This is a genomic window from Pantoea sp. EEL5, assembly GCF_049892805.1.
GTDB classification, from domain to species: domain Bacteria; phylum Pseudomonadota; class Gammaproteobacteria; order Enterobacterales; family Enterobacteriaceae; genus Pantoea; species Pantoea ananatis.
Genome location: NZ_JBNDNJ010000005.1, coordinates 38,728 through 60,559, shown reverse-complemented (window position 1 = coordinate 60,559; position 21,832 = coordinate 38,728). Strand labels below are relative to the sequence as shown.

Sequence of the window (21,832 nt, the reverse complement as noted above, 5' to 3'; positions counted from 1 at the left end):
TCAGAACGTGCCCTGATTAAACCTAAAGTTTACGCAGGAATAATGTGATCCTGCGTGTCGGGCACTGGCGTCTGCGCGCCGTTCATTACCATCGAAAGAAAACTGTAATAGCCATTAATACCTATCAGATCGACCACGCCTTTTTCGCCCCATAACTCGATGGCCTGCTGCCAGGTGATATCACTGACGTTTTGCTGCTGATGTAACTGCTGGCAGAAAGCGTAAATGATCGCTTCATCCGGCTTTAAATCCGTGGGCGGGCGTTTTTCATTGATGGCCTGCACAGCCGCCGCTGAAATCCCCTTTTCACGCGCTATGGGGGCGTGAATGGCCCACTCAACAGGCTGCGACCAGTGCCGTGCCGTCATCAAAATCGCCAGCTCAGACAAGCGCTGACCCAGCGCACTACGATAGCGAAGATATTCCCCGATGCGTTGTGCGTGGGCCATCAGTTCGGGACTGCGTAACAGCGGTTCAAAGGGTGGGAGCAGTGCGCCACGCGGACCGTTGATAATCTCTTCAGCCAGGACGCGCTGTTCATCGCTCCACTCATGTGCCTGCAGCGGCGGTAAACGGTTCATCATAATCTGGCGGTCTCTTCACGAATCACGGTATTCAGCGTATCTACCACAAAATCAAGCTGGGGGGGCGTCACAATAAACGGTGGGGCGATTAAAATATGATCGCCATACTGACCGTCCAGCGTGCCGCCCATGGGATAGACCATCAATCCGCGCGCCATACAGTTCGCTTTGATGGCCGCGTGAAGTTTCAGGCCCGGATCGAATGGCGTTTTATCTGCTTTATCAGAGACCAGTTCAACGCCCGCAAACAGACCACGACCGCGTGTATCGCCCACGTAGGGTAATTCGCCTAAGACGTTACGCAGGGCGTTTTGCAGATAAGCACCTTGCTGTTTTACCGCCTCCAGGAGATTATCGCGTTCAATCACGTGCTGAACAGCCAGTGCGGCTGACGCCGCAGTAGCGTGACAAATATAGGTATGACCGTGCTGGAACAGCCCGCTACCCGCCTGAATCGCTGACACAATTTTCTCACTTGCCAGCACAGCCCCAATGGGTTGATAACCGCCGCCCAGACCTTTGGCGATGGTCACCAAATCGGGCACCACATCATCTTGTTCAAACGCATAGAGCGTGCCGGTGCGGCCCATTCCACACATCACTTCATCGGCGATATAGAGAATGCCGTATTTATCACACAGGCGGCGCACGCCTTTCAGATAGCCGGGCGTTGGCGGTGTGGCACCGGTGGTCGCCCCGACGACCGTTTCCGCGCAAAAACCTATTATGGTTTCCGGGCCAGCCTCAATAATGGCCTGTTCAAGCTCGTTCAGCAGGCGTTCGGTGTACTGCTGCTGAGTTTCATCCGCGAGGCGATCGCGATATTCGTTACAGGCGGAAACCCGAATCACGTCGATAAGCAAAGGCGCAAACTGGCGGCGACGCCATTCATTGCCGCCTACGGCCAGCGCACCCAGCGTGTTGCCATGATAACTTTGCTTACGGGCAATAAACTTCGTGCGTGACGTCTGGCCGATTTCTACAAAATACTGACGGGCCAGCTTGAGAGCTGTCTCAACAGCTTCCGAACCGCCGGAGACAAAATAGGCATAGTTGAGATCACCCGGCGCGTGACGCGTCAGGTGGTCGGCAAGCTGTTCGACAGTATCACTGGTGAAAAAACTGGTATGAGCATAAGCCAACTGATCGATCTGGCGATGCATTGCGGCCAGAACATCTGGGTGTGCGTGTCCTAAACAGGAAACGGCGGCCCCCCCGCAGGCGTCGAGATACTGTTTACCGTTCGTATCATAAATGTACGCGCCTTGCGCGCGCGCCGCCACCTTGGGCGTGCTGCGCAAACTACGGTGGATGATATGGCTCATTGCTGGATCCTGCTCCTGAATACGCTGTATAGACTCTGCGCATCTTGCAGGATTCATTTGAATCACGTCAATGAAATAATGATTCAAATGTATTCTATTTTCTTATGACCGAGCCCTTTGTCTCGTGCTGTCAGGATTTGCCCTGTACCACATAAGCGCCCGATTCCATTAAATAGCGCTCTGCATTTTCGATTTTAGCCACCGCATCGCGGCCGTGACGTGCGACCAGCATGGCCAGCAGGCACTCTGCCAGCCCCATGCCAGAAACGACGGAAGGGAAAAAAGACGGGCTGTCGATAGAAAACAGCATTTTACAGTCGGCGGCCTGGGCCAGCGGCGAAACCAGCGAATCGGTTATGGCAATGATCTTTGCGCCCGCCTGTTGTGCGGCCTGCAACACGGCCAGAGATTCGCGAGAATAGGGGGCAAAGCTGATGAGCAACACACAATCGCGTGACGTAAATTCCCGGGTGAAGACTTCGATGTTACTCGCCAGCCCATCGATCAGTGACACGTTGCGATGAAACAGGCGATAAACATAGAACAGCGACCAGGCGATCGGGAAGCTTGCACGGAAACCGCAAACGTAGACATTCTCGGCCGCATCCAACAGGGACACGGACTGCTCCATCATCGGCCGATTCTCGTTATGCGTAAATTCCAGATTGCTCTGGTGAGCCTGAAACATCTCACTATAGAGTTGAGACTGCGGACCCGATGCTATGAGCTTCTCCGCCCTGGATACATATGTATCATTGCGCAAGCCAATATCATCAATGAATGCGTCTTTCAGCTCACCCCAACCGCTGTAACCCAGCCGTTTTGCCAGACGAAGCAGGGTGGCAGGTTTAACGCCAGCCTGAAGAGCAAAGGTGCGCATCGATTGGACGACCAGTTCATTGGTATGCTGCAGCACATATTCCGCAGCGCGTTGCAGTTCCGCAGACAACGTATTGAACTCGCTGAGAATGTTTTCCCTTGGATTCATAATCACTTTTCACAGGCAGTAAGGTTCAGGTATCTAAACACATTTGTTAACGAGACTCTATACAGGTAAAAATCGCCTCAAATGGTATCGTCTGCTGACTAACGACAGGTGAAGCTCCCCGGTCACCTGAAGATTTATCTCATCACCAGGCGATCCATTATTTTTCCGGACAACGCCGGCGAACAGACGAATTACGTGTTGTGCAGGGAACAGAAGCGCTGTCTGTATCCGTCAGCGGGCAGGCTGTATAAAAATGTGTCTTGACGGTTTCGGGCTGGCGCAACTGGCTGAGAACGTTGTATCAGAGCACCTGCAGAAAGGAACGCTGGTTGAAGTACTGGCCGACTGGCAGCCGCCGTCGGTTCCTGTCACGCTGCTTTATCCACATCAGCGCTTTCTTTCTCCTGCCGTGCGCGCATTTGCAGACTGGATAGATGAAATATTCATATGATCTGTCTGCAAATGCGCGTTATAGGCATCCGGTATAGGCGAAAAGTCATCGTCAGAGGTTACAAGATTAGATCCTCAAGCCGACTTTTTAACTTATGGCGCGCATAGCGCCCTCGCTTTTTTGCTTCTGTTGTGTAGATAAAATGCGCGTCTGTGGAGGAGGATGGGGGCATTTTTTTCAGGCGGGCTGAACCATGATGGTTGCTGCTGCTCCGCCAGAAAAAAGGCTATTCGTGATTCAGGAAAATATTTCCCATCGAATCAACGCGTTGAAATCAAGTAATTAAGCTCGGATCGTTCCAGAGACGAAATCCTCCCTCGAATGCCAGTGTGTTGTCGCCTTTCCGGCACTTTGGCGGGAGTGAGTCAAGTTCATCTACGTTTCCTCCGCCTAAAACCACGTAGTCAGGCTGCAACGCGGTGGTCAGCATTTCCACCACGTCAAAAACCCGCGCCTGCCATTTTTTGTTCCCCTTTTTTACCCGGTAGGCTTCACCTACGTAGTGTTCGTAGCTATTGCCTTTGCGATAAGGTAAGTGAGCGATCTCCATGGGCTGAGCGACGTTTTCGATGATCATCGCAGCCCCTAGTCCCGTGCCAAGACCGAGGAACAGCATGCGTCCGCCCTGATAGGAACCCAGCGCCTGCATCAGGGCGTCGTTGACGATACGAACAGGGCAGCCAAACGCGCCTGCATAGTCAAACCCCACCCAGCCCTCACCGAGGTTGGCGGGCTCCCGAATGGGTTTATTGTCCGCGACGGGACCCGGAAATCCCATCGCGATCACATCATAGGACATGCCTTCAGCCAGGGTCTTAACCGCGGCAACCATGTCTGCGGCCGACATGTTTTTTCCACTATCTGCCTTCTTTTTTACCCCGCCAGTGCTGGAGAGGATCTTCACATGGCTTCCGCCGATGTCGATGGACAAAACAACATGATCTTTCTTTTTTTTAGTTTGCCGCGTCATTGGTAATTCTCCATAGGCTCAAACGGGATCGACCCAGCCGCCGGGGGGCATAAAGTCCGCCATAGCGGCAGGCCCCCAGGTTCCTGGTTTGTAGGCAGGTGGAACGGTTTTATCCTTCAGTACGGGTTCGACGATTTTCCAGGCCAGCTCTGCTGCATCCTGCCTGGTGAAAAGCTGACGATCGCCCGCCATGGCATCGCCAATCAGCCGCTCGTAGGGCGCCATATCGCCCAGACCATCGTCCAGCGCGGTGAGTTCGACCGCTTCACCCCGCATCTTTTCGCCGGACGCCTTGCGTCTCGCGCCAATGCCGATCGTAATATCCGGACCGAGGCGAAAGCGAATATAGTTGGCGGGCTCGTCGGTAATTTCATCGAAAAGGGTAACCGGCGGTCGCCTGAAGCGCACAACCACTTCCGTGGCATGCGCGGGTAAATTTTTCCCAGCACGGATATAGAAGGGAACGCCACTCCAGCGCCATGTTGTAATCTGAAAGCGAACCGCAGCAAAGGTCTCCGTCGGAGAAGACGCGGCGACACCCGGTTCATCGGTATAGCCTTCAAACTGACCCCGAACCACGTCATCGTCTGACAGCGGCGGCATGGCCTTTAACACCTGGACTTTCTCATCAACCAGATCGTCGGATGCGCCGGAGGAGGGCGGTTCCATGGCAAGTAACAGAAGCACATTAACCAGGTGATTCTGGATCACGTCACGGATGCAGCCAACTTCGTCATAGAATTTGCCGCGTCCCTTGATGCCGAAGTCCTCAGCCATGGTGATCTGAACGCTTTCGATATGTTCGCGATTCCATATGGGTTCAAGGAAGCTGTTCGCAAAGCGAAAGTAGAGGAGGTTCTGGATAGCCTCCTTGCCCAGAAAGTGGTCGATACGGAAAATCGCGTCCTCATCGAAAACCTTGTGCAGCACCTCGTTCAGCTGCTTTGCCGAAGCGAGATCGCGGCCAAACGGCTTTTCCACCATAAGTCGGGCGTTTTTCGCGATACCGGCCTCTGCCAGCCCCCCCGCAACCGTTTCGAACAGGGAGGGGGGAATGGCAAGGTAGTAGAGCGGGTTATGATGACCGGCAAGCGCCTCGCGCAGCCCGTCGAATGTTGACTGAGATCGATAATCGCCTGAAACGTAGGAAAGCCTGTCCGCCAGTGTGGCAAAGACCGCCTGATCGACCACATCGACATGTTTTTCAACCGCCTCTTTTGCACGCGCGATCAACTGGTCACGCGTCCAGTCTTCAAATGCAACACCGATAATGGGCGTACTAAGTGTTTTACGCTTCACCATTGCATAGAGAGAAGGGAAGATCATCTTGTAGGCAAGATCGCCGGTGACACCGAACACTACCAGCACATCTGATCGTTGCTGCGCCATCGCTGTGTACCTCCGCGTTACCTGGTTTTTTCCAAATGGCCGCCGAAGGCGTGCCGCATGGCTGAGAGGACTTTTTCGGCAAACAGTGCTTCGCCACGAGAAGAGAAACGCCCGAAAAGAGCAGACGCGAGAACCGGAGCAGGAACGCCCGTGTCGACAGCCGCCTGCAATGTCCAGCGCCCTTCACCGGAATCAGACACGCGGCCATCATAATGGTTGAGATTCGGGTCCTGTTTCAACGCTTCAGCTGTCAGATCCAGCAGCCAGGAGCCGATCACCGAACCATGTCGCCATACCTCTGTAACGGCGGGAAGGTTGATATCAAAACGATAATATTGCGGACTGGAAAGGGGCGCGGTTTCCGCATCAGCCTCCCGCTCGCCGGTTCCGCTATTGGCGGCCTTTAAAATGTTCAGGCCTTCGGCATAGGCGGCCATGACACCATATTCAATGCCATTATGTACCATCTTGACGAAGTGTCCGGCGCCTGCTGGCCCGCAATGAAGATAACCTCTCGGCGCCGTGCCCAGGGCCGCATCTTCCGCAATGTTCTGACCGGCACCGGGCGCAAGCGACGCAAAAATCGGGTCCAGGCGCTTCACGGCCGCCTGCGGGCCGCCAATCATCAGGGAGTAGCCACGCTCGAGGCCCCAAACGCCACCCGATGTGCCGACGTCGATATAGTCGATTCCGAGAGGTGAAAATTCCCCGGCGATATCGATAGCTTCACGGTAAAAGGAGTTGCCCCCATCGATAATAGCGTCGCCCTTATTCAGCGCTGCTGCGAACTCCCGCGCAATCTTTGGTGTTATCGCCGCGGGGAGCATGAGCCAGACCGCGCGCGGCGCCTCCAGCTTCGCAATCAGATCGCCAGGGGATAACGCGCCGGTTGCGCCTTCTTTAACCAGTGCGTCAACGTTATCGGCGTTCACGTCGTAAACGACGCATTCGTGGCCCTGTTTAAGAAGCCGACGTACCATGTTGGCGCCCATGCGGCCGAGACCTACCATTCCAATCTGCATATCATTCTCCATTGCCAATGCGGGTTTGATCGTTCGGTTCATTTACGACGTGAACGGTAAAATCGGTGTTTTCCCAATGTTCAACGTCAGGCCAGTAAAAGGTAAAGACAACACGGGTTCCTGCGGTTTCGTGCTGTACAGGCAGGTCCACGTAATAGGTTCCAAGCCCCGAAGAGCGCGCCGGGGAGTCAGAAACGGTAGCCCAGTCATCCGTACTCCAGTGCACCAGGGCGTTCGCTTCCGTTTCCAGCCTCAGTTGCTTCCCGACAGGAAGGGAGGACACGCGGTTGTTAAAGCGCCATATGCGCAAATGCGATCCGGTCTGATTCCTGATATAGCGTTCAACGCCTTGGGGTGGCATATCGAAGACCGCGCCATCGCGAAGCGATCGCAGCAGTTTAATGTGTTCGGAATGTGCCCAGACAAGCGGCATGGCGCTACCGGAAGGACGCCCGAAGAACAGCGCCTTATCGGGAATATCGGGGCCGTCCCATACCTGTTCCGGTAACAGCCCGCCCGAGCCTGCCGATTTTTCCAGCGTGGCCAGGAGCGCCTCAGCCGCGTCGTGCCTGCCCGCTGCCAGCTCGTAATGCGCGCGTTCGCCCGCCAGCAGAGGCCATGGACGCCCCTGGCCGATACCGTCGAACGGCGCGCCGTCTGCGTGTTCGCCATAGCCATCACCGGTGTACCGATACCACAATGGCCCCTGGGGTAAATCGACCCGAAGACTGTGGTCAATAGCCTTTATCGTATCAAGGATGTGCGGGTCGTCCGCTGCACGCAGGCCGAAACGCACCAGTGCCAGGGCATCCGGGCTCAGCACATCAGCGGTCGGCAGAAGCGCCCGATCCGGTGTTTGGTTGCGAATCTCGGTATTGCCGGATGCGCTGACCTCATCCGTTGCGCCCGACGGCGCGATGCGGACATAGTGACCGGAAATGCCAATCGAGGTGCAAAAATGGGGATCCCCGGCAAAGGTCCATTTTTCAATCTGCTCATTCCAGCAGTCTGCGGTTTCTCGCAGGTGGTTTGCCGCCGCTTCATCTCCGTCTATCGAAAGCAGATCCGCGGCGGCAAGCAGTGCAGCGATCTCGACCGCCAGGGTAAACGGACTGTAGCCTGAGTCTTCCTCCCAGCGGTCCTCCGCGGTCGCCGGGCCGTTGGTCAAAATGTAGCAGGCCGCGCGGCGTAGCATAGGCATAAAGCGTTTCTGCGCTTTATTGTCGAGATAGCCGAGTCTGCGCAGCATATCCATAAGCAGAAGGGGAAATGCACACTCATCCATCTGGATGCCTGGCCAGTAGGGTTTTCCATCCAGCCACAGGTTCTGTGGCCACCGCCCGGAGGGCTCCTGAACACGACGGAGATATTCCAGAATGGCGAGTGCCTGGTCGGCGTCGCCTGCGGCCAGGAAACCCCCTGCCGTTTCGACCAGGTCTCGCGGCCAGACCAGATGATAGCCGCCAAGATCGTCATCGCCCTTCGAAAATCCCCAGGGTATCGTCAGGCTCGCGACAACGGCGCCGGGACAATCAGCGGCTCTGTGCGAGGCCAGTACCGCCGTTGAAACCCGGTATGTATTGACGCCGTTTCGCGCTTCTTGATCGAGTGGAATGAGCCTGTCCTGCCACGCTTGCCAGTTGCGAATATACCCATCGCGCGCTTTATCTAAGCCCGCGTTAAGACTGGCCGTTGCCGCCGCTGCGGCCTCGGATTCCGTTTGGCCGAAACCAATAGCCAGCGTGGCTTCACTGTAGGCGCTGGTGAACGCCAGCTCTCCGGCAAGCGCGACATTGCCATCGTCTGCCCGCCGGTATTGGTTCACAAGGCGTCCCTGTTCTTTAAGCTGCTGCCAGCCGTCTGACATACCGACAAACCCGGCGCTCATTGCCGTCCAGGGGATGTCGCAGACGAGCGCCAGATAGCGGGAGCGGCCGGTGGCGAAAAGCACTGGCTTATCGTTAAATTCGCCGATCCAGGCGGCGTTCATTTGTCCGGCATTCACCAGATGGGGAGCGAGCAGTGCGGTGACGGTGTAATCCTCAACGTTCCCCTTCAACGCGGTGAAACGGACCCGCTGCAGCACACAGTCACGGGCCGGATCCGTAATGATGTCCTTCTCAAGCCTGTAGAGGCCGTCACGCGCCGTGTTGGTGATGGTGAAGGCCGGAATGCCTGGCGAGTGGGTACGGGTTTCAGTCAGGCAGTCGCGCTTTTCTTCGGAGAAATAACCTTCAGGCCCCGTGATAACGAAGACGCAATCGCGGGTACAGGCGCTGTCAACGCGTGGATAATAGATTTCGTTGAGAACGCCGTGGCTCAAGGTGAACCAGACGCGCGAGTCTGATGAAAGGGCCGTGCCGATTCCGCTCTTGGCACTCGATGTCCATCGGGCTTCAATTCCTGGCCTTCCCGGGGCGGCGTCAACGCCTGCGCGTAATGGCGGGTCGTCATGCTTCATGCACGTTTGCAACGGGACGGCGTCGCTGTCAGCGTTTGACATTTTTAGGATACCTTGGCGGTCTGCGTAGAAAATCTAGACGACGACGTTGCGGAGTAAATCCTGGCTTCATGCGGCGACTTTTCTGTACCGGGGCAACCCGGTTCACCTTGCGCCTGAGCAATATAGAACCAAACTCCAAGATTTATATAGCGCTGATAGTGTGTTGAATCAACCATCCCTATCAGCGCAGCAACACCGAAAATTATTCACGACAAGACGACTTTTCGCCGCTCACCTTCATCCGCACATGAACGTCTTCCTCACTGACTCATTAACCGCCGCGACCCGCTCCCCTTCATCGCGCGGACACTAAACCCGCGCCCCATCTCTGGGTAGCCAGGGCGACGATGCGCCTTGCTTCAGACGAACCCGACTGATGCCCGGCAGCGCAAGAACGTGCGTCCTTATAGCACCGCTCTCTCGTCTGGATTTTCAGCTAAACGCATGAAATAAAATCATTTAAAGGGCTTTGCCCGACTACGTCGGGCGTACGGCGCTGAGCCGCATCTTTGCACTTATCGCTGTAGTCCTGGTCAGGCTAAAGGTCTGGCTCAACGATCGCTTTGTGCCCGTAGCGGACGTGATAGCAGGGTAGGTCAGATATCTAATGTACAAGGCCCGATCGGGCAAGGCAGCGTGAAATACCCTGTGGCCAGCTACGTTGAGCCTGGCAGGTAAATCGACAGTGCGCCCCTGCGTAATGTCTTTTTTTGCAATGTCTAAAAGCAGAAAACTTACATCGTGTTACGAGATAAACCCCATCGCCAAAGGTGACTGTATGGCACAGCCGAAGATGACAGATGCTGATTACATCTTGCTGGCCAACTTCCGCACGGAACTACGCAGATTTATTGCCTTTAGTGATAGTCAGGCACGCAATGTGAGATTGACACCACAGCAACATCAGGCGCCACTGACTATTTGGGTAGCGCGAGAAGCAACGGCAACGGTGGGTTAAGTTGCAGAGCGGCTGATTTTAAAACCGCACAGCGCGTCTGGGCTGATTAGCCGCCTGCAGGACGCCGGACTCATCACTCGCCAGGCCGATGAATCGATTGACACCTCAGGCGGAAGCCTTGCTTGAGGCGCGCGCTGGCGCATATCAAAGCGCTCAAAACGCCAAAACCTTTGCAGGTAGAACGGGTCGGTGAGCTTGATGGCTGACAGCGCTGGATCTGTCAGCCGCGGTTAGCGTAAACAATCGATATATTTTTGCGCCGACTGCTTCACCACACTGCTGGCATCGGCAATAATATCGCGCCCTTCAAATGCGCTGTAAAGTTTCCTGAAATCATAGGGTTGAAGTCGATTGACGATCGCAGTGATTGTCGCGGCGGGTAAAGGAAGCATATTGGGATAACTCCACATAAAAGAGACTGCGTTTGACCCTGCGCTAACCTGCACGATATCACCAGACAGCACGATGCCATCCTCCTTTGCCCAGTGCAGCACGGTTCCACCTTCAAAGTGTCCTCCCAGACGTAACAGTGTCACATCAGGCATGAGGGTTTTTGTCTCACCTTCCCATAACCGCAGATAGGGGCTGTCACGCATAATCCACTCGCTGTCACTGGCGTGCAGGTAAATCGGCGCATCAAAGACCGCTGCCCAGTCTTGCATGGTGCTGTAGTAATGAGGATGAGAAACCGCAATCGCGCTGATGCCGCCCAGGGCGCGAACGATGTCAATCGTGGCATCGTCAAGATCGGGAATGCAGTCCCAAAGTACGTTGCCCTGCGCGCCCTTTACAAGAAAGGCCCGCTGGCCAATAGCAAATTCAGGAACCGTTTGCAGGCTGAATAATCCCTTTTCCAGCTGAGACCATTTATTACTGTGGGCCGCATGCAACGCCTCAGGTGAAATCCACTGTTGTCCTGTTGCCGGGACATACTGACGTTCGTCCTCACAGATTTTACAGCGATCAATGTGAACATCCTGCTGTTGATATGACGTGCCGCACGTGAGGCAAATTTTGATCATCCTGCGCTCTCCCTTAACCCTTTCAGATTAATTTTAGAGCCTGTATCAGGTGCAGGTTTCAATTTGTGCCATAGGGCGTGAAGGACAATTAATGGCTGTAGACCAAAAAATGGACGTTGTTGATGTAAAACTGCGCCACCTGGGTCATGCCAAGACGCTCGTGCGCCTGAATTGATCGACGATTATCAGCCTGGATAAACAGCACCGGGGCCTTAGTACCGTAGTGACTGCGCAGTTCATCGTACAGACGCAGCAGCAGGCCCTGACCGCGGGCCCGGGTGCTGATGCAGGCCGGGCCATAAATCCAGCACTGCTTCCCGGGCGGCCAGGCGCGCAACATGGCGTTCACCACCTCCGGGCCTTGCCGGAATGATGAGGTGCTAAATAACACGCCGGCAATCCCTGCCGCACACTGCGCGACTGCCACTATGGCGCCGGGGTGATTCAGCATGCCGGCAACTTTTTCGGCGGGGAAATCGCCATTCAGCGTGCCGCCATTGCCCGCTGCGTTTTCCTGAAGCAGTGCCGTGATGCCTGCCAGGTCATGCGTCGTTGCTTGCCGGACGAGATAGTTATCCGGGGTAGGCATAATGCGATACTCCCTTAAAGATGATGCCGCCGTCCGGTTTTACGGGGTATTGCGGCGGTACAATGCCCACTCATCTATGCGCTCTCCCGAAGGCAAGGTACAGTATCCCTCTTCGCCAGCCGCTGTTTTCACGCTGTCAATTTTGCCGCCGACAGCAAGGCAATGTTGGGATGCAGGATTAGCCAGCTGTGATGTCGATGTTTCACGCGGTGAGGGTGAGGACAGACAGCCAGAGAGCAGCAGAGAGAGTAAAATCGGTAAAAAGGTTCTCATATAACCTGCTTGTTGTTGAAGAGCGCATTCACATGCTATCCGGATTTATCGGGTAAATCATTATAGCCACTCAAAAGGAGAAGGATGATGTCTGACAAACCGTTAAAAATCGTCACGCTGCTGGGAAGCCTGAGGCAAGGCTCGTACAACGCCATGATCGCGCGTGCACTCCCACAGCTGGCGCCAGAGGGGATGACCATAGATGCACTGCCATCCATTCGGGATATTCCACTGTACGATGCGGATCTTCAGCAAGAAGAGGGATTCCCCGCCACGGTTGACACGCTGGCTGCACGTATTCGCGAGGCTGATGGCGTTATTATCGTCACACCCGAATATAACTACTCCGTGCCTGGCGGTTTAAAGAATGTCATTGACTGGTTATCTCGCGTACCGAATCAACCTTTGGCGGGAAAACCGGTGGCGATTCAAACCAGCTCCATGGGCGCTATTGGTGGAGCACGTTGTCAGTATCACCTGCGTCAGATTCTGGTATTTCTCGATGCCATGGTGCTGAACAAGCCGGAATTTATGGGTGGGGCGATCCAGAATAAAGTCGATGAGCAGGCCGGGAAGGTGATTGAGCAGGGCACGCTGGAACATCTGGCAAAACAGTTAGCCGCGTTCAGTGATTTTATTCGCAGGGTAAGCGAGGGGTGATTTAAGTTAATCCTCTGAGAAGAACCACGCTCTGCAAAAAGCGTGGTTCTTAAATTGTCGATTAACGAAGTAAAGACAGCATAGTCTGAGGTACCTGATTGGCCTGGGCCAGTACCGACGAGCCCGCCTGCTGCAGAATCTGCGCGCGTGACATGTTCGACACTTCCGTCGCATAGTCCGCATCCTGGATACGGCTTCGTGCTGCAGTCAGGTTAGTCACGGTGTTATTCAGGTTACTGATTGTAGACTCAAAGCGGTTCTGAGATGCACCCAGCAGGCTGCGCTGACTGTCGACGGCCTTGATGGCTTTATCGATATCCGCCAGTGGGGTGCTGCCTGATGCGGTGCCACCACTACCGCCGGTTACGGCACCCTTCAGCACGTCAAAACCAATAGCCGCAGTGCTACGGGCGGTTCCGTTAACTGTCTGGCCAGTGGTCACGCTGGTATTCTGCACGGTGCCTGACGAGGCGTTACCGGCCGCAGCAAGATCGAAGCTGTCACTGGAACTCAGAGTGATACCGATAGTCTGGCCATCCTGCGCACCGACCTGGAAATTGTAAGTGCTGCTACCCGATCCTGTGTTGAGGACTTTCAGACCGTTGAAATCTGTCTGCTTGGTATCGCGGTCAATCTCCTGCATACGCTGGTTAACTTCAGCCTGGATTGAGTCAATATCAGATGCTGAGTTGGAGCTGTTCTGAGCCTGAACAGTCAGGTCACGGACACGCTGCAGGTTGTTGTTTATTTCATCCAGTGCACCTTCAGCCGTCTGAGACAATGAAATACCGTCATTGGCGTTACGTGCGGCAACCGTCAGGCCGTCAATATTCGATGTGAAACGGTTAGCAATCGCTTCACCGGCCGCGTCATCTTTGGCGCTGTTGATACGCAGGCCTGATGACAGGCGCTCGATAGCCGTACCCAATGATGACTGTGACTTATTCAGGTTGTTTTGAGTAATTAACGACAGAACGTTTGTGTTGATCACTGACATGGTAAATTCCTTCTTATAGAAACGTATTATTTACGCCTTATTATTATCGAGCTGACTACGCCAAACTTTAATGAAAAGACGCCAGTTAAGATTAATTAGTGAATGGTTTTTTTTACAGGGCGGTGAAGTTGTAAATACAGAAAAAACTCAGAAAAAAGTTATTATAAGCACACACAAACCTCAATCAGAAGAATAACTTTTTAAAGGTTAAAAACCTTTTGTTACAGCATTTATCATCAAAAAGCACAGATGATTAAATATTTACATTATTAGCCGCATGGTATGATGAGTCATGTTTTTTCTGTAACACAGCCTCTCATTAAGGAAATTACATTAACTCTCCCTAATTAAAAAGTAAGATATATCATTATCCGGCATTACGATGATAATAATTATTTTTTTACATTTCCCCACAAGAAAGACAGACGTCCGTAGTCAAGAAAATTGCTGGCAGCGTTAAAACCAGTTTGTCATGAAAAACGACGGGAGTTCAGCCTTGGCTCTCATGCCCGGGGACATCGGTTAGCGGACGGGTAATAATGTTGAACGGGTTTCTCGTGTTCAGCTTAAGCAGAGAAGGGACGAACGGGGAACCGGTCTGGGAAAAGACAACATCAAACGGCAGCGCGCTGATGGCAAGGTGTACCATCAGCGCGGAAGATAAAAATTTCGGCCAAACCAGAATTACATTTTTGCGAACTGTGCAGAGAGGTAATCCCCCGTCTGCGTCATTGAAGACACCAGCGTACTCAGATTGGTGAACTCCGTTTTATACTGCGCCATGACCGCGGTGATCTGATCATTAACGTTGTTATATTGATCAGACAACTGTTTTAGCGAGGTATTAATCCCTGTCGTCGCGTTTGATACCGTGCCGTTGCTGGCTAACATATCATTGAGTCTGTTGGTCACCTGCGTCGCGAACCCCGTAGTTTTGCCATCACCGGTCAGAAAACTTAAAACATCTGCAGGCTGATTGGTTAAGGCGGCATTCAGCTTGGTGCTGTCTACCGTCAGGTCACCTTTATCGTCCTGGGTAATGCCGAGTTGTGAGAGTACCTGAATGCTTCCGCTACCCTGAGGATCGGAAAACTGGCTGCGCAGGCTGGTCTGGATATTCATTAACGTATTATCCCCCAGCAGATCGCCATTATCGGTACTTGGCGCCTGGCCTTCCTGCACGGGTGTATAATTTGTCTGATCTGCAATGGTCTTTTGCAGGGAATTATAGGCATCAACGTACGTCTGAATCGCCGTCGCCATAGGCGTGGTATCCGTGGCGATAGATAAGGTTTCAGGGGAACCGCTGTTAACTTTATTCAGATTCAGTGTGACCCCTTCAGGCGCATCGGTGACGATGTTGCTGCTGCGCGTGATAGACAAACCGTTTATCTTCAACTGAGCATCCTGAGCAGCAACCTGCTGTGTCATGCCGTTATTACTGCCGCCACTGCTGTAACTGATATACTGTGACAGCGTCGAGTCATTGGTGCTGACGGTCATCGCATTCGCGGTACCACTATCACGTGCGGTCAGGGACAAATAGTAGGTGTTATCGTTTGCCATAATCACGCTGGCATTAACGCTACCTTGCTGCTTGTTAATTGCATCACGGATATCTGTCAGGCTGGTCTGATCCTGGTTTAAGGTCACGGTCAGCGGCGATTTCTGCCCAGACTGGCTGATGGTAATCGTACGTGATGCCATGCTGCTGTCACCGAGATCGGTACTTTCGCTGCTGGCGGACTTAGAAAGCAGAGACTGCGCGGCGGCGAGCTGATCGACCTCAACGGAATAGTTTCCGGCTGCGGCACCGCTGGCAAGCGTGGCAGTAAAGGCGGTATTTGAGCTGGTGACTTTGGTTGTGGCAATGCTCGAGGCATTTTCCAGCGCAGAGGCGGCCGTTTGCAATTTCGACATTGAACTCTGAACCACGCCCCAGGCCGTCAGCTGCGCATTATAAGACGCCTGCTGATTAGTAATCGGTGTCAGTTGCGCCTGCTCAGCTGACTGTAAATTATCATATAACGTGTTGAGGTCGAGGTTAGTACCAGCGCCAAGTGTGCTTATGCTTGCCATATTCTTGTCCTGATGAAGTGACACCAGAATTAAAAATACAATGCATTAATCAGGGGTTTTTCTGATTTTAAATGTTGTTGCAAATCGGTTTATTGTCATTACTTAACCATCAATTTTCTGTTAAGGAGGTAAAAAATTGTTAACGCAATAACAATTTGAAATTCTTCCGGGGCGGTTAATTTGGCTTTTGAATAATCTACATCGGTGCCGTCTGCAAACACATCAGCGATTAATCAGTCATTTAGCCAGCATCCTCTACCTTAAGCCAAATTCATTTTTCCTAATCATCATGGCTCAGTTATTCACTCTGCTTATCCTGTTTTAACCACGATCGACGACAAATTGATGCAAAAAACGGAAAAATACTTAATGCAAATTATGCGGTGTCCTGAAAATATCCGTCGCTAATCAATGCGTTTACAACCGGGCCAGAAAGGTGGATGACTGCTTTTTATTGCGTATTCTTCCCTGTTTCCGGTAAAAAATATTTTCGCTGCGCGTTAAGTTTACGATTGTTACATCCATTTACGGCAGCGATCGAAACGTTAACAAAGGTGCACGTTGAAGCACATATCGCAAAGCGGAGCCCAACCCGATGTCAGGGCGCAGGGCGACGTGAAGAGGTGCATATTAATGCGTCGGCTTTATACCTGTCGGGAAAAACGTGCGTCAAAAAGGAAGGGGATGTTTACCGCCTGTCTGACGATCGCACTGAATTCAGGATGCTCGGGATTGAGAAGATAATTCGATTCCACGGGCGAAAGGGCACTGGGCACGCGCAGTGCGACCGATCCCCCGCTTTGTATCCAGGCATCACCAAATAAACGCAGCGCTGCAGGCGCTTCCGGTGCGGCCCAGTCGTCAGGCAGTTGCTTGATATCAATCCATTCAATCAGCCTGTCGGGAACGTCAATGCTCATGAGGGTAAAAAAGTCCAGCACGCTGGCGCTTTGCAGATGGATAAGCGTCTCCAGCATGGTGAGGGAAGCAGTTTCAGAAGTGTAGACCATCGATACGCCGACGCTGTTCCAGCGTCCGCCGCCTTCACGGGCACCAAAACCGCTCCAGGCCGACCCCAGATAGCGCGTTTTGGTCATGCGATAGAGCTTCAAGAATACACACCGTGTTCAAGCCGGGTAATGAGTTTCAGCACTTCATAAGCACCGGTTTCTGACGCAACCAGATCGGCCGGTTTTTTATTGCCTAAGGCGCGCGCAGGCTCATTGAGCCACTGCCGTGCCTTTTCTTTATCACCCTCAAACAGCTCAACCGCACGATCCATCACGCGAATAAAACGCACCAGCCGTTCGCTCTGCTCCGCAGTAAAGCGGCTTTTAACGCCGCGGGTGAAGGTTGAGCCCGCAATGCCGGTCATACGGCGCAGTTCTGCCTGAGAGATTTGCGCCCAGGTGACAATGCGACTGGCTACCGTGCCGTCCAGACCATCATCGATTTGATCCATCAGCATCACGCCGTCAGCACTGCTCAGGCCAGCAAATTGCCATAGACGATCCGGTTCTGCAGCGGATACGGGTAAAGTGAACTGTTTCATCATCACCTCCATTTGGTTGTTCTATTATAGCCAAATGGTGATATCGTTCAATCAGTTATTGATGCACTGTCATCATAAGAAAATAAAGTCGTTTTATCATTTCTCTGGCTGCAGACAGAGAAACGAAGTTATACCGCCTTGACGGTCAGCGCCGGGGCTGACAAGAAAACGTAAAGCGTGGCTGAAAACAAAGGAAAAACGGCTACGAACGACGCATTTAGCTGGACGTCATTACAGGTACACCATGGTCAGTGTGGCTTCTACAGGCAGGGCATCATTTTTTAATATGGCAAGATTTTTACCCAAGGCAACTCTTATCGATGACTGTGTTATATTGCCGCTCTTAAACGCAGGTACTGGGCTCAACCGATAGGGACTATCCGTTATGAAACGACACGATATTAATTCTTCCTCCCTTTTCCGCAGTGCGGGATTCGACCCGACGTCAGGCGTACTGGAACTTGAATACCGCAATGGCACCTGCCGTCGCTGGCTTGCCGTGCCTGCTCATACCTATCAGGGATTCTGTGCTGCCCTCGATCAGGACGCTTTTTTCCGCGAAAGTATCGACAACCGTTTCTTCTCCATGTATCAAAAGAGTGATGCCTAAGCGCATTGCTGAAGCCCTGAAAACATTGACCGCCGTCACCGTTTTCAGGGCATTGACGTGGCAGGGATAACCAGACACATTCGGGTCTGCCTGTTGCTGGCTGCCAGTATTATCCCTGCAGGCTGATCTTTCTGTCTGCGCAGTGAGGTAACGATGAAAAAATCGCTTATCCGCGTTTTTTTAAGTTTAGTCACCCGCATGGCTGTGGTACTCGTTGCACTGACAGGAATAACGGTTGCCGCCGAAAACATTCCCTCGTCCGCGCGCTCCGCTGAGCAACCCTGCTGTGGTCCCGTCACGCCTGCCGCTCAGGCGATCCTCACCGTGCTTGATCGGTCGGACGTTGAGCATTTATGGCTCAATCATCATCACGTCAACTGGGAAACCGGTCAGCCTGACAAGCCGGATGACTATTCAGGCCCCGGCAATCATACTCACTGCAGTGCGTTTGCGGCGGCCATGGGGGCCCGGCTGGGTGTGTATATGCTCAGGCCACCAGAGCACAGCCAGATATTGCTGGCAAGCGCGCAGACACGCTGGTTCGACAGTCAGGAAGGGCGTCAGGCGGGCTGGATTAGGGCGGCCGATGCACTACATGCACAGCAGCTTGCTAACCAGGGAATGCTGGTCGTGATTTCCTATGAAAGCCCCGATAAGCACAGGCCTGGCCATATCGTTATTGTCCGACCTTCATTAATTACGCTGGCGAGATTGCGCGCAGAGGGGCCTTACATCACCCAGGCCGGAACCCATAACCTGCTTGTCGGCAATGCAGCCACTGCGTTTGCGGGCCACCCGGGCGCCTGGCCTGACGGCGTGAAGTTTTTTGCGCACGCATTACGGCAATGACGCCGGGAGAGATGCGAGGCCAGTTTAGCCTGTGGTGTAAACGGCCTGGAACAGTAGCGTTCTGCCCGCCATTTTTACGCCCGAATCTGAATCCCTTCGGTGATGATGTGCTGGACACTCTTCACCGTTTGTTCAAAAAACACAGGATCGCTGAGTGTTTTACCGGTAATCGCCTCAACCTGTACCCCAAAATCTGCGTAATGCTGAGTGGTGGCCCACAGCATAAAAATCAACTGCATCGGATCGATGGGTGCGATCAACTCATCTTTAATCCAGCCGCGAATCACGTCCGATTTATCCTCCACCAGCGTTTTCAGGCTGCCGCCCAGCTCCTGTTTCAGCAGCGGTGCGCCCTGAACCATCTCCAGACAAAATAATCTTGAGGCCTGAGGATGGTCACGGGAGACGCAAAGCTTCAGACGAATATATTCCCGTATTGCTTCCAGAGGATGCTGATCGGACTGCAGTGCTTTAAGCGGTGCCAGCCAGATATCCAGCAGCCCTTTGAGCACCGCAATGTATAAATCTTCTTTCGAGGGAAAGTAGTAGAACAGATTGGTTTTCGAGACATCCGCGCGTTCAGCAACCTGCTCAAGACGGGTGCCGTGAAAGCCATACAGTGAGAAGAATTCCAGTGCAGCGGCCATGATAGCGCCACGTTTGGCAGCAACCGCTCGCGAACGTCGCGTCACAGATTTCGATGGCGTTTTCGCGGCGAGGTTTTCTCCGGCGTCAGAACCCGGGTTTTCGGACAATGGCTTCACAACATTTCCCTGATACACACAACAAGGCCAAAAGCATAACAAATAGGCATTAAGGCGACTATCGTCATACGCGTTATTTAAAAACACAACCTGATGACAACCCAGCACAACCAATATTTAACAAAACTGCACCATTTGCGCTCAACTCTGCCTGATTAACGTGCAGTTATTTTTGAGTAAATGGTCTGTTTTAGACCATTTACTCCATTATAAATCTACACAATCCCATAACATTCTGTTTTAAATGACTTTTTAAAAACTGGCATCCGCTTTGCAAATATCCTTACGTCAGGAGATTTCAGCACGGTGCAACAGGAACCCGCAGGACGCACTTAAGCCGCGCAGAGATTTTCGCAAGCCCTTGTTGTCGTCCCAATTATTTTCAATCGAGGTGAGCTATGAAAATCGGTGTCTTTATTCCTATCGGTAACAACGGTTGGCTAATTTCAGAAACTGCGCCGCAGTACAAGCCAACCTTCGAACTGAATAAAACCATTGTGCAGAAAGCAGAGCACTACCATTTCGACTTCGCGCTCTCGATGATCAAACTGCGAGGCTTCGGCGGTAAAACGGAATTCTGGGAACACAACATGGAGTCATTCACGTTGATGGCCGGTCTGGCCGCCGTAACGTCCCGCATTCAGCTCTACGCCACCGCCGCCACCCTGGTCATGCCACCGGCAATCGTTGCGCGCATGGCTGCCACAATTGACTCCATCTCCAACGGCCGGTTCGGCGTGAACGTGGTAACCGGCTGGCAGAAACCGGAATACGAACAAATGGGCATGTGGCCTGGCGATGACTATTTTACCCGCCGCTACGATTACCTGACCGAATATGTCAGCGTACTGCGCGATCTGTGGGGAACAGGGCACTGCACGCTTGACGGCGAATTTTTCAAAATGGATGACTGTCGCGTCAGTCCACGCCCGCAAAGCGAAATGAAAGTCATCTGCGCCGGACAAAGTGACGCCGGCATGGCGTTTTCCGCCAAACACGCCGATTTTAACTTCTGCTTTGGCAAAGGCGTCAACACGCCAACCGCTTTTGCACCTACCGCAGCCCGCATGAAAACAGCGGCTGACGCTGAAAACCGTGACGTGTCCTCTTACGTGTTGTTCATGGTGATTGCCGATGAAACCGACGAGGCCGCGCGCGCCAAATGGGAGCTGTACAAAGCCGGTGCTGATGCGGAAGCCCTGTCATGGCTCACCGACCAGAGCAGTAAAGATACCCGCTCCGGCAGCGATACCAATGTTCGCCAGATGGCCGATCCCACGTCAGCGGTCAACATCAACATGGGGACGCTGGTCGGCTCCTGGGCCAGCGTCGCCAGAATGCTTGATGAGATCGATACGGTTCCCGGTGCGGGCGGCGTATTGCTGACCTTTGACGATTTCGTCGAAGGCATTGAAAACTTTGGTCGTTACATCCAGCCGTTAATGAAAACGCGCCAGCACATCGGCATTGAGCAGAAAGAGGTCGCATGATGAACATTGTTGAAAATCAAACCGTGGTTCGCCGCGCGCCCGATAATGCTGGCGAGGAAAGGGTGCTGGCCGCGCGTCCTGAAGCCATTGGTTTCACCCCGCAGCAGACGGCGCTTATTGTGGTGGATATGCAAAACGCTTACGCCTCGCAGGGCGGTTATCTTGATCTGGCAGGCTTTGACGTGTCTGCCACCGCGCCGGTCATTGCCAATATCAAAGTGGCGATTGCCGCTGCTCGCGCGGCAGGCATTAAAGTGATTTTTTTCCAGAACGGCTGGGACAATCAGTATGTTGAAGCCGGGGGGGCGGGCTCGCCCAACTTCCATAAATCCAATGCGCTGAAAACAATGCGCAAACGTCCCGAGCTGATGGGCAAACTGCTGGCGAAAGGGGACTGGGATTACGATCTGGTCGATGAACTGCAACCCCAGCCGGGCGATATTGTGCTGCCAAAACCACGCTACAGCGGCTTCTTTAATACCCAGTTGGATAGCCTGCTGCGCAGCTACGGCATTCATCATCTGGTTTTCACCGGCATCGCCACCAACGTGTGCGTCGAATCCACCTTGCGTGACGGCTTCTTTCTGGAATATTTTGGCGTCGTACTGGAAGACGCGACACACCAGGCGGGCCCCGAGTTTGCGCAAAAAGCCGCAATTTATAACATCGAAACGTTTTTTGGTTGGGTCTCCAGCGTAAGCCACTTCTGCGACGCGGTGGGTTACAAAACTGAACAAAACGCGGCCTGACCGCTTGT

The 21,832-nt window shown here is 53.3% G+C and carries 21 protein-coding genes and 1 pseudogene; 7 read left to right on the top strand and 15 right to left on the bottom strand.

Features of this window, described 5'->3' with window-relative positions; genetic code table 11:
- Positions 1–29 precede the first annotated feature (29 nt).
- The 3 genes from ACPXSQ_RS17655 to ACPXSQ_RS17645 form a co-directional block, all read right to left on the bottom strand.
- On the bottom strand, positions 30–581 hold the full coding sequence (locus ACPXSQ_RS17655) for a carboxymuconolactone decarboxylase family protein (protein WP_426144230.1): 552 nt from the start codon (positions 579–581) through the stop codon (positions 30–32).
- Positions 581–1,909: an aspartate aminotransferase family protein gene (locus ACPXSQ_RS17650; protein WP_426144187.1), complete on the bottom strand. Its 1,329-nt coding sequence runs from the start codon at positions 1,907–1,909 to the stop codon at positions 581–583. Before ACPXSQ_RS17650 ends, ACPXSQ_RS17655 begins: the two co-directional genes overlap by 1 nt.
- Positions 1,910–2,039: 130 nt before the next feature.
- Positions 2,040–2,897, bottom strand: coding sequence for a MurR/RpiR family transcriptional regulator (locus ACPXSQ_RS17645; RefSeq protein ID WP_089517889.1), 858 nt, complete (start codon positions 2,895–2,897; stop codon positions 2,040–2,042).
- A gap of 116 nt (positions 2,898–3,013) precedes the next feature.
- Between ACPXSQ_RS17645 and ACPXSQ_RS17640 the strand changes: the two are divergent.
- Positions 3,014–3,348 (top strand): annotated as a pseudogene (locus ACPXSQ_RS17640) (LysR substrate-binding domain-containing protein); the annotation flags it as partial.
- 274 nt (positions 3,349–3,622) lie between these two features.
- On the opposite strand, the gene ACPXSQ_RS17635 reads toward ACPXSQ_RS17640, so the two are convergent.
- Genes ACPXSQ_RS17635 through ACPXSQ_RS17620 form a run of 4 tightly spaced genes read right to left on the bottom strand, consistent with a single transcriptional unit; the run spans position 3,623 to position 9,232 of the window.
- The gene (locus ACPXSQ_RS17635; protein WP_029571349.1) at positions 3,623–4,318 is read right to left on the bottom strand and encodes an ROK family protein; all 696 of its coding nucleotides are present in this window, start codon (positions 4,316–4,318) and stop codon (positions 3,623–3,625) included.
- Positions 4,319–4,336: 18 nt separating this feature from the next.
- Complete coding sequence (zwf, locus tag ACPXSQ_RS17630; RefSeq protein ID WP_426144186.1) at positions 4,337–5,707, bottom strand: glucose-6-phosphate dehydrogenase; 1,371 nt, start codon at positions 5,705–5,707, stop codon at positions 4,337–4,339.
- Positions 5,708–5,724: 17 nt separating this feature from the next.
- The gene (gene gnd / locus ACPXSQ_RS17625; protein WP_014598344.1) at positions 5,725–6,729 is read right to left on the bottom strand and encodes a phosphogluconate dehydrogenase (NAD(+)-dependent, decarboxylating); all 1,005 of its coding nucleotides are present in this window, start codon (positions 6,727–6,729) and stop codon (positions 5,725–5,727) included.
- Position 6,730: 1 nt separating this feature from the next.
- Positions 6,731–9,232 (bottom strand): glucan 1,4-alpha-glucosidase, encoded by a 2,502-nt coding sequence (locus tag ACPXSQ_RS17620; RefSeq protein ID WP_426144185.1) that lies wholly within the window; start codon positions 9,230–9,232, stop codon positions 6,731–6,733.
- Positions 9,233–10,010: 778 nt separating this feature from the next.
- Here ACPXSQ_RS17620 and ACPXSQ_RS17615 point away from each other — a divergent pair.
- A complete protein-coding gene (locus ACPXSQ_RS17615) occupies positions 10,011–10,190 on the top strand; it encodes a hypothetical protein (RefSeq protein ID WP_022622888.1) in 180 nt (59 codons plus the stop codon).
- 230 nt (positions 10,191–10,420) lie between these two features.
- On the opposite strand, the gene ACPXSQ_RS17610 is transcribed toward ACPXSQ_RS17615, so the two are convergent.
- The 3 genes from ACPXSQ_RS17610 to ACPXSQ_RS17600 form a co-directional block, all read right to left on the bottom strand.
- Complete coding sequence (locus tag ACPXSQ_RS17610; protein WP_064352102.1) at positions 10,421–11,212, bottom strand: MBL fold metallo-hydrolase; 792 nt, start codon at positions 11,210–11,212, stop codon at positions 10,421–10,423.
- 88 nt (positions 11,213–11,300) lie between these two features.
- On the bottom strand, positions 11,301–11,801 hold the full coding sequence (locus ACPXSQ_RS17605) for a GNAT family N-acetyltransferase (protein ID WP_014604627.1): 501 nt from the start codon (positions 11,799–11,801) through the stop codon (positions 11,301–11,303).
- A 39-nt stretch (positions 11,802–11,840) separates the two neighbouring features.
- Positions 11,841–12,074, bottom strand: a complete 234-nt coding sequence (locus ACPXSQ_RS17600) for a putative hemolysin (RefSeq protein WP_013027857.1) — start codon at positions 12,072–12,074, stop codon at positions 11,841–11,843.
- Positions 12,075–12,161: 87 nt separating this feature from the next.
- Between ACPXSQ_RS17600 and ACPXSQ_RS17595 the strand changes: the two genes are divergently transcribed.
- Positions 12,162–12,734, top strand: coding sequence for an NADPH-dependent FMN reductase (locus tag ACPXSQ_RS17595; RefSeq protein ID WP_105087818.1), 573 nt, complete (start codon positions 12,162–12,164; stop codon positions 12,732–12,734).
- Positions 12,735–12,795: 61 nt separating this feature from the next.
- Here the strand turns inward: ACPXSQ_RS17595 and ACPXSQ_RS17590 are convergent, their stop codons facing one another.
- The 4 genes from ACPXSQ_RS17590 to parS form a co-directional block, all read right to left on the bottom strand.
- Complete coding sequence (locus ACPXSQ_RS17590; RefSeq protein ID WP_013027859.1) at positions 12,796–13,731, bottom strand: flagellin; 936 nt, start codon at positions 13,729–13,731, stop codon at positions 12,796–12,798.
- 684 nt (positions 13,732–14,415) lie between these two features.
- Positions 14,416–15,810: a flagellar filament capping protein FliD gene (fliD, locus tag ACPXSQ_RS17585; protein ID WP_014604629.1), complete on the bottom strand. Its 1,395-nt coding sequence runs from the start codon at positions 15,808–15,810 to the stop codon at positions 14,416–14,418.
- A 644-nt stretch (positions 15,811–16,454) separates the two neighbouring features.
- Entirely contained in the window at positions 16,455–16,922 is a 468-nt protein-coding gene (locus ACPXSQ_RS17580) for an RES family NAD+ phosphorylase (protein ID WP_426144184.1), read from the bottom strand.
- Positions 16,919–17,362 (bottom strand): type II RES/Xre toxin-antitoxin system antitoxin, encoded by a 444-nt coding sequence (gene parS / locus ACPXSQ_RS17575; RefSeq protein WP_014598335.1) that lies wholly within the window; start codon positions 17,360–17,362, stop codon positions 16,919–16,921. The genes ACPXSQ_RS17580 and parS overlap by 4 nt, the downstream gene beginning before the upstream one ends.
- Before the next feature lie 385 nt (positions 17,363–17,747).
- Here parS and ACPXSQ_RS17570 point away from each other — a divergent pair, with 385 nt between their 5' ends.
- Together ACPXSQ_RS17570 and ACPXSQ_RS17565 are read left to right on the top strand one after the other, a co-directional pair.
- On the top strand, positions 17,748–17,972 hold the full coding sequence (locus ACPXSQ_RS17570; protein WP_013027863.1) for a KTSC domain-containing protein: 225 nt from the start codon (positions 17,748–17,750) through the stop codon (positions 17,970–17,972).
- Positions 17,973–18,125: 153 nt separating this feature from the next.
- Positions 18,126–18,821: a hypothetical protein gene (locus tag ACPXSQ_RS17565; RefSeq protein WP_014598334.1), complete on the top strand. Its 696-nt coding sequence runs from the start codon at positions 18,126–18,128 to the stop codon at positions 18,819–18,821.
- A gap of 74 nt (positions 18,822–18,895) precedes the next feature.
- On the opposite strand, the gene rutR is transcribed toward ACPXSQ_RS17565, so the two are convergent.
- Positions 18,896–19,585, bottom strand: a complete 690-nt coding sequence (rutR, locus tag ACPXSQ_RS17560; RefSeq protein WP_014598333.1) for an HTH-type transcriptional regulator RutR — start codon at positions 19,583–19,585, stop codon at positions 18,896–18,898.
- Between the two features lie 398 nt (positions 19,586–19,983).
- Between rutR and rutA the strand changes: the two genes are divergently transcribed.
- Entirely contained in the window at positions 19,984–21,075 is a 1,092-nt protein-coding gene (gene rutA, locus ACPXSQ_RS17555; RefSeq protein ID WP_013027866.1) for a pyrimidine utilization protein A, read from the top strand.
- The gene (gene rutB / locus ACPXSQ_RS17550; protein ID WP_014333147.1) at positions 21,075–21,824 is read left to right on the top strand and encodes a pyrimidine utilization protein B; all 750 of its coding nucleotides are present in this window, start codon (positions 21,075–21,077) and stop codon (positions 21,822–21,824) included. The genes rutA and rutB overlap by 1 nt, the downstream gene beginning before the upstream one ends.
- Positions 21,825–21,832 lie beyond the last annotated feature (8 nt).

Coding starts and splice junctions, on each gene's coding strand:
- ACPXSQ_RS17650 (WP_426144187.1), bottom strand. CDS start 1,909: ATGAGCCATATCATCCACCGTAGTTTGCGCAGCACGCCCAAGGTGGCG.
- fliD (WP_014604629.1), bottom strand. CDS start 15,810: ATGGCAAGCATAAGCACACTTGGCGCTGGTACTAACCTCGACCTCAAC.
- ACPXSQ_RS17655 (WP_426144230.1), bottom strand. CDS start 581: ATGAACCGTTTACCGCCGCTGCAGGCACATGAGTGGAGCGATGAACAG.
- ACPXSQ_RS17645 (WP_089517889.1), bottom strand. CDS start 2,897: ATGAATCCAAGGGAAAACATTCTCAGCGAGTTCAATACGTTGTCTGCG.
- parS (WP_014598335.1), bottom strand. CDS start 17,362: ATGAAACAGTTCACTTTACCCGTATCCGCTGCAGAACCGGATCGTCTA.
- ACPXSQ_RS17610 (WP_064352102.1), bottom strand. CDS start 11,212: ATGATCAAAATTTGCCTCACGTGCGGCACGTCATATCAACAGCAGGAT.
- ACPXSQ_RS17565 (WP_014598334.1), top strand. CDS start 18,126: ATGAAAAAATCGCTTATCCGCGTTTTTTTAAGTTTAGTCACCCGCATG.
- ACPXSQ_RS17590 (WP_013027859.1), bottom strand. CDS start 13,731: ATGTCAGTGATCAACACAAACGTTCTGTCGTTAATTACTCAAAACAAC.
- ACPXSQ_RS17635 (WP_029571349.1), bottom strand. CDS start 4,318: ATGACGCGGCAAACTAAAAAAAAGAAAGATCATGTTGTTTTGTCCATC.
- rutA (WP_013027866.1), top strand. CDS start 19,984: ATGAAAATCGGTGTCTTTATTCCTATCGGTAACAACGGTTGGCTAATT.
- ACPXSQ_RS17570 (WP_013027863.1), top strand. CDS start 17,748: ATGAAACGACACGATATTAATTCTTCCTCCCTTTTCCGCAGTGCGGGA.
- ACPXSQ_RS17605 (WP_014604627.1), bottom strand. CDS start 11,801: ATGCCTACCCCGGATAACTATCTCGTCCGGCAAGCAACGACGCATGAC.
- ACPXSQ_RS17600 (WP_013027857.1), bottom strand. CDS start 12,074: ATGAGAACCTTTTTACCGATTTTACTCTCTCTGCTGCTCTCTGGCTGT.
- rutB (WP_014333147.1), top strand. CDS start 21,075: ATGAACATTGTTGAAAATCAAACCGTGGTTCGCCGCGCGCCCGATAAT.
- ACPXSQ_RS17615 (WP_022622888.1), top strand. CDS start 10,011: ATGGCACAGCCGAAGATGACAGATGCTGATTACATCTTGCTGGCCAAC.
- zwf (WP_426144186.1), bottom strand. CDS start 5,707: ATGGCGCAGCAACGATCAGATGTGCTGGTAGTGTTCGGTGTCACCGGC.
- gnd (WP_014598344.1), bottom strand. CDS start 6,729: ATGCAGATTGGAATGGTAGGTCTCGGCCGCATGGGCGCCAACATGGTA.
- ACPXSQ_RS17620 (WP_426144185.1), bottom strand. CDS start 9,232: ATGTCAAACGCTGACAGCGACGCCGTCCCGTTGCAAACGTGCATGAAG.
- ACPXSQ_RS17595 (WP_105087818.1), top strand. CDS start 12,162: ATGTCTGACAAACCGTTAAAAATCGTCACGCTGCTGGGAAGCCTGAGG.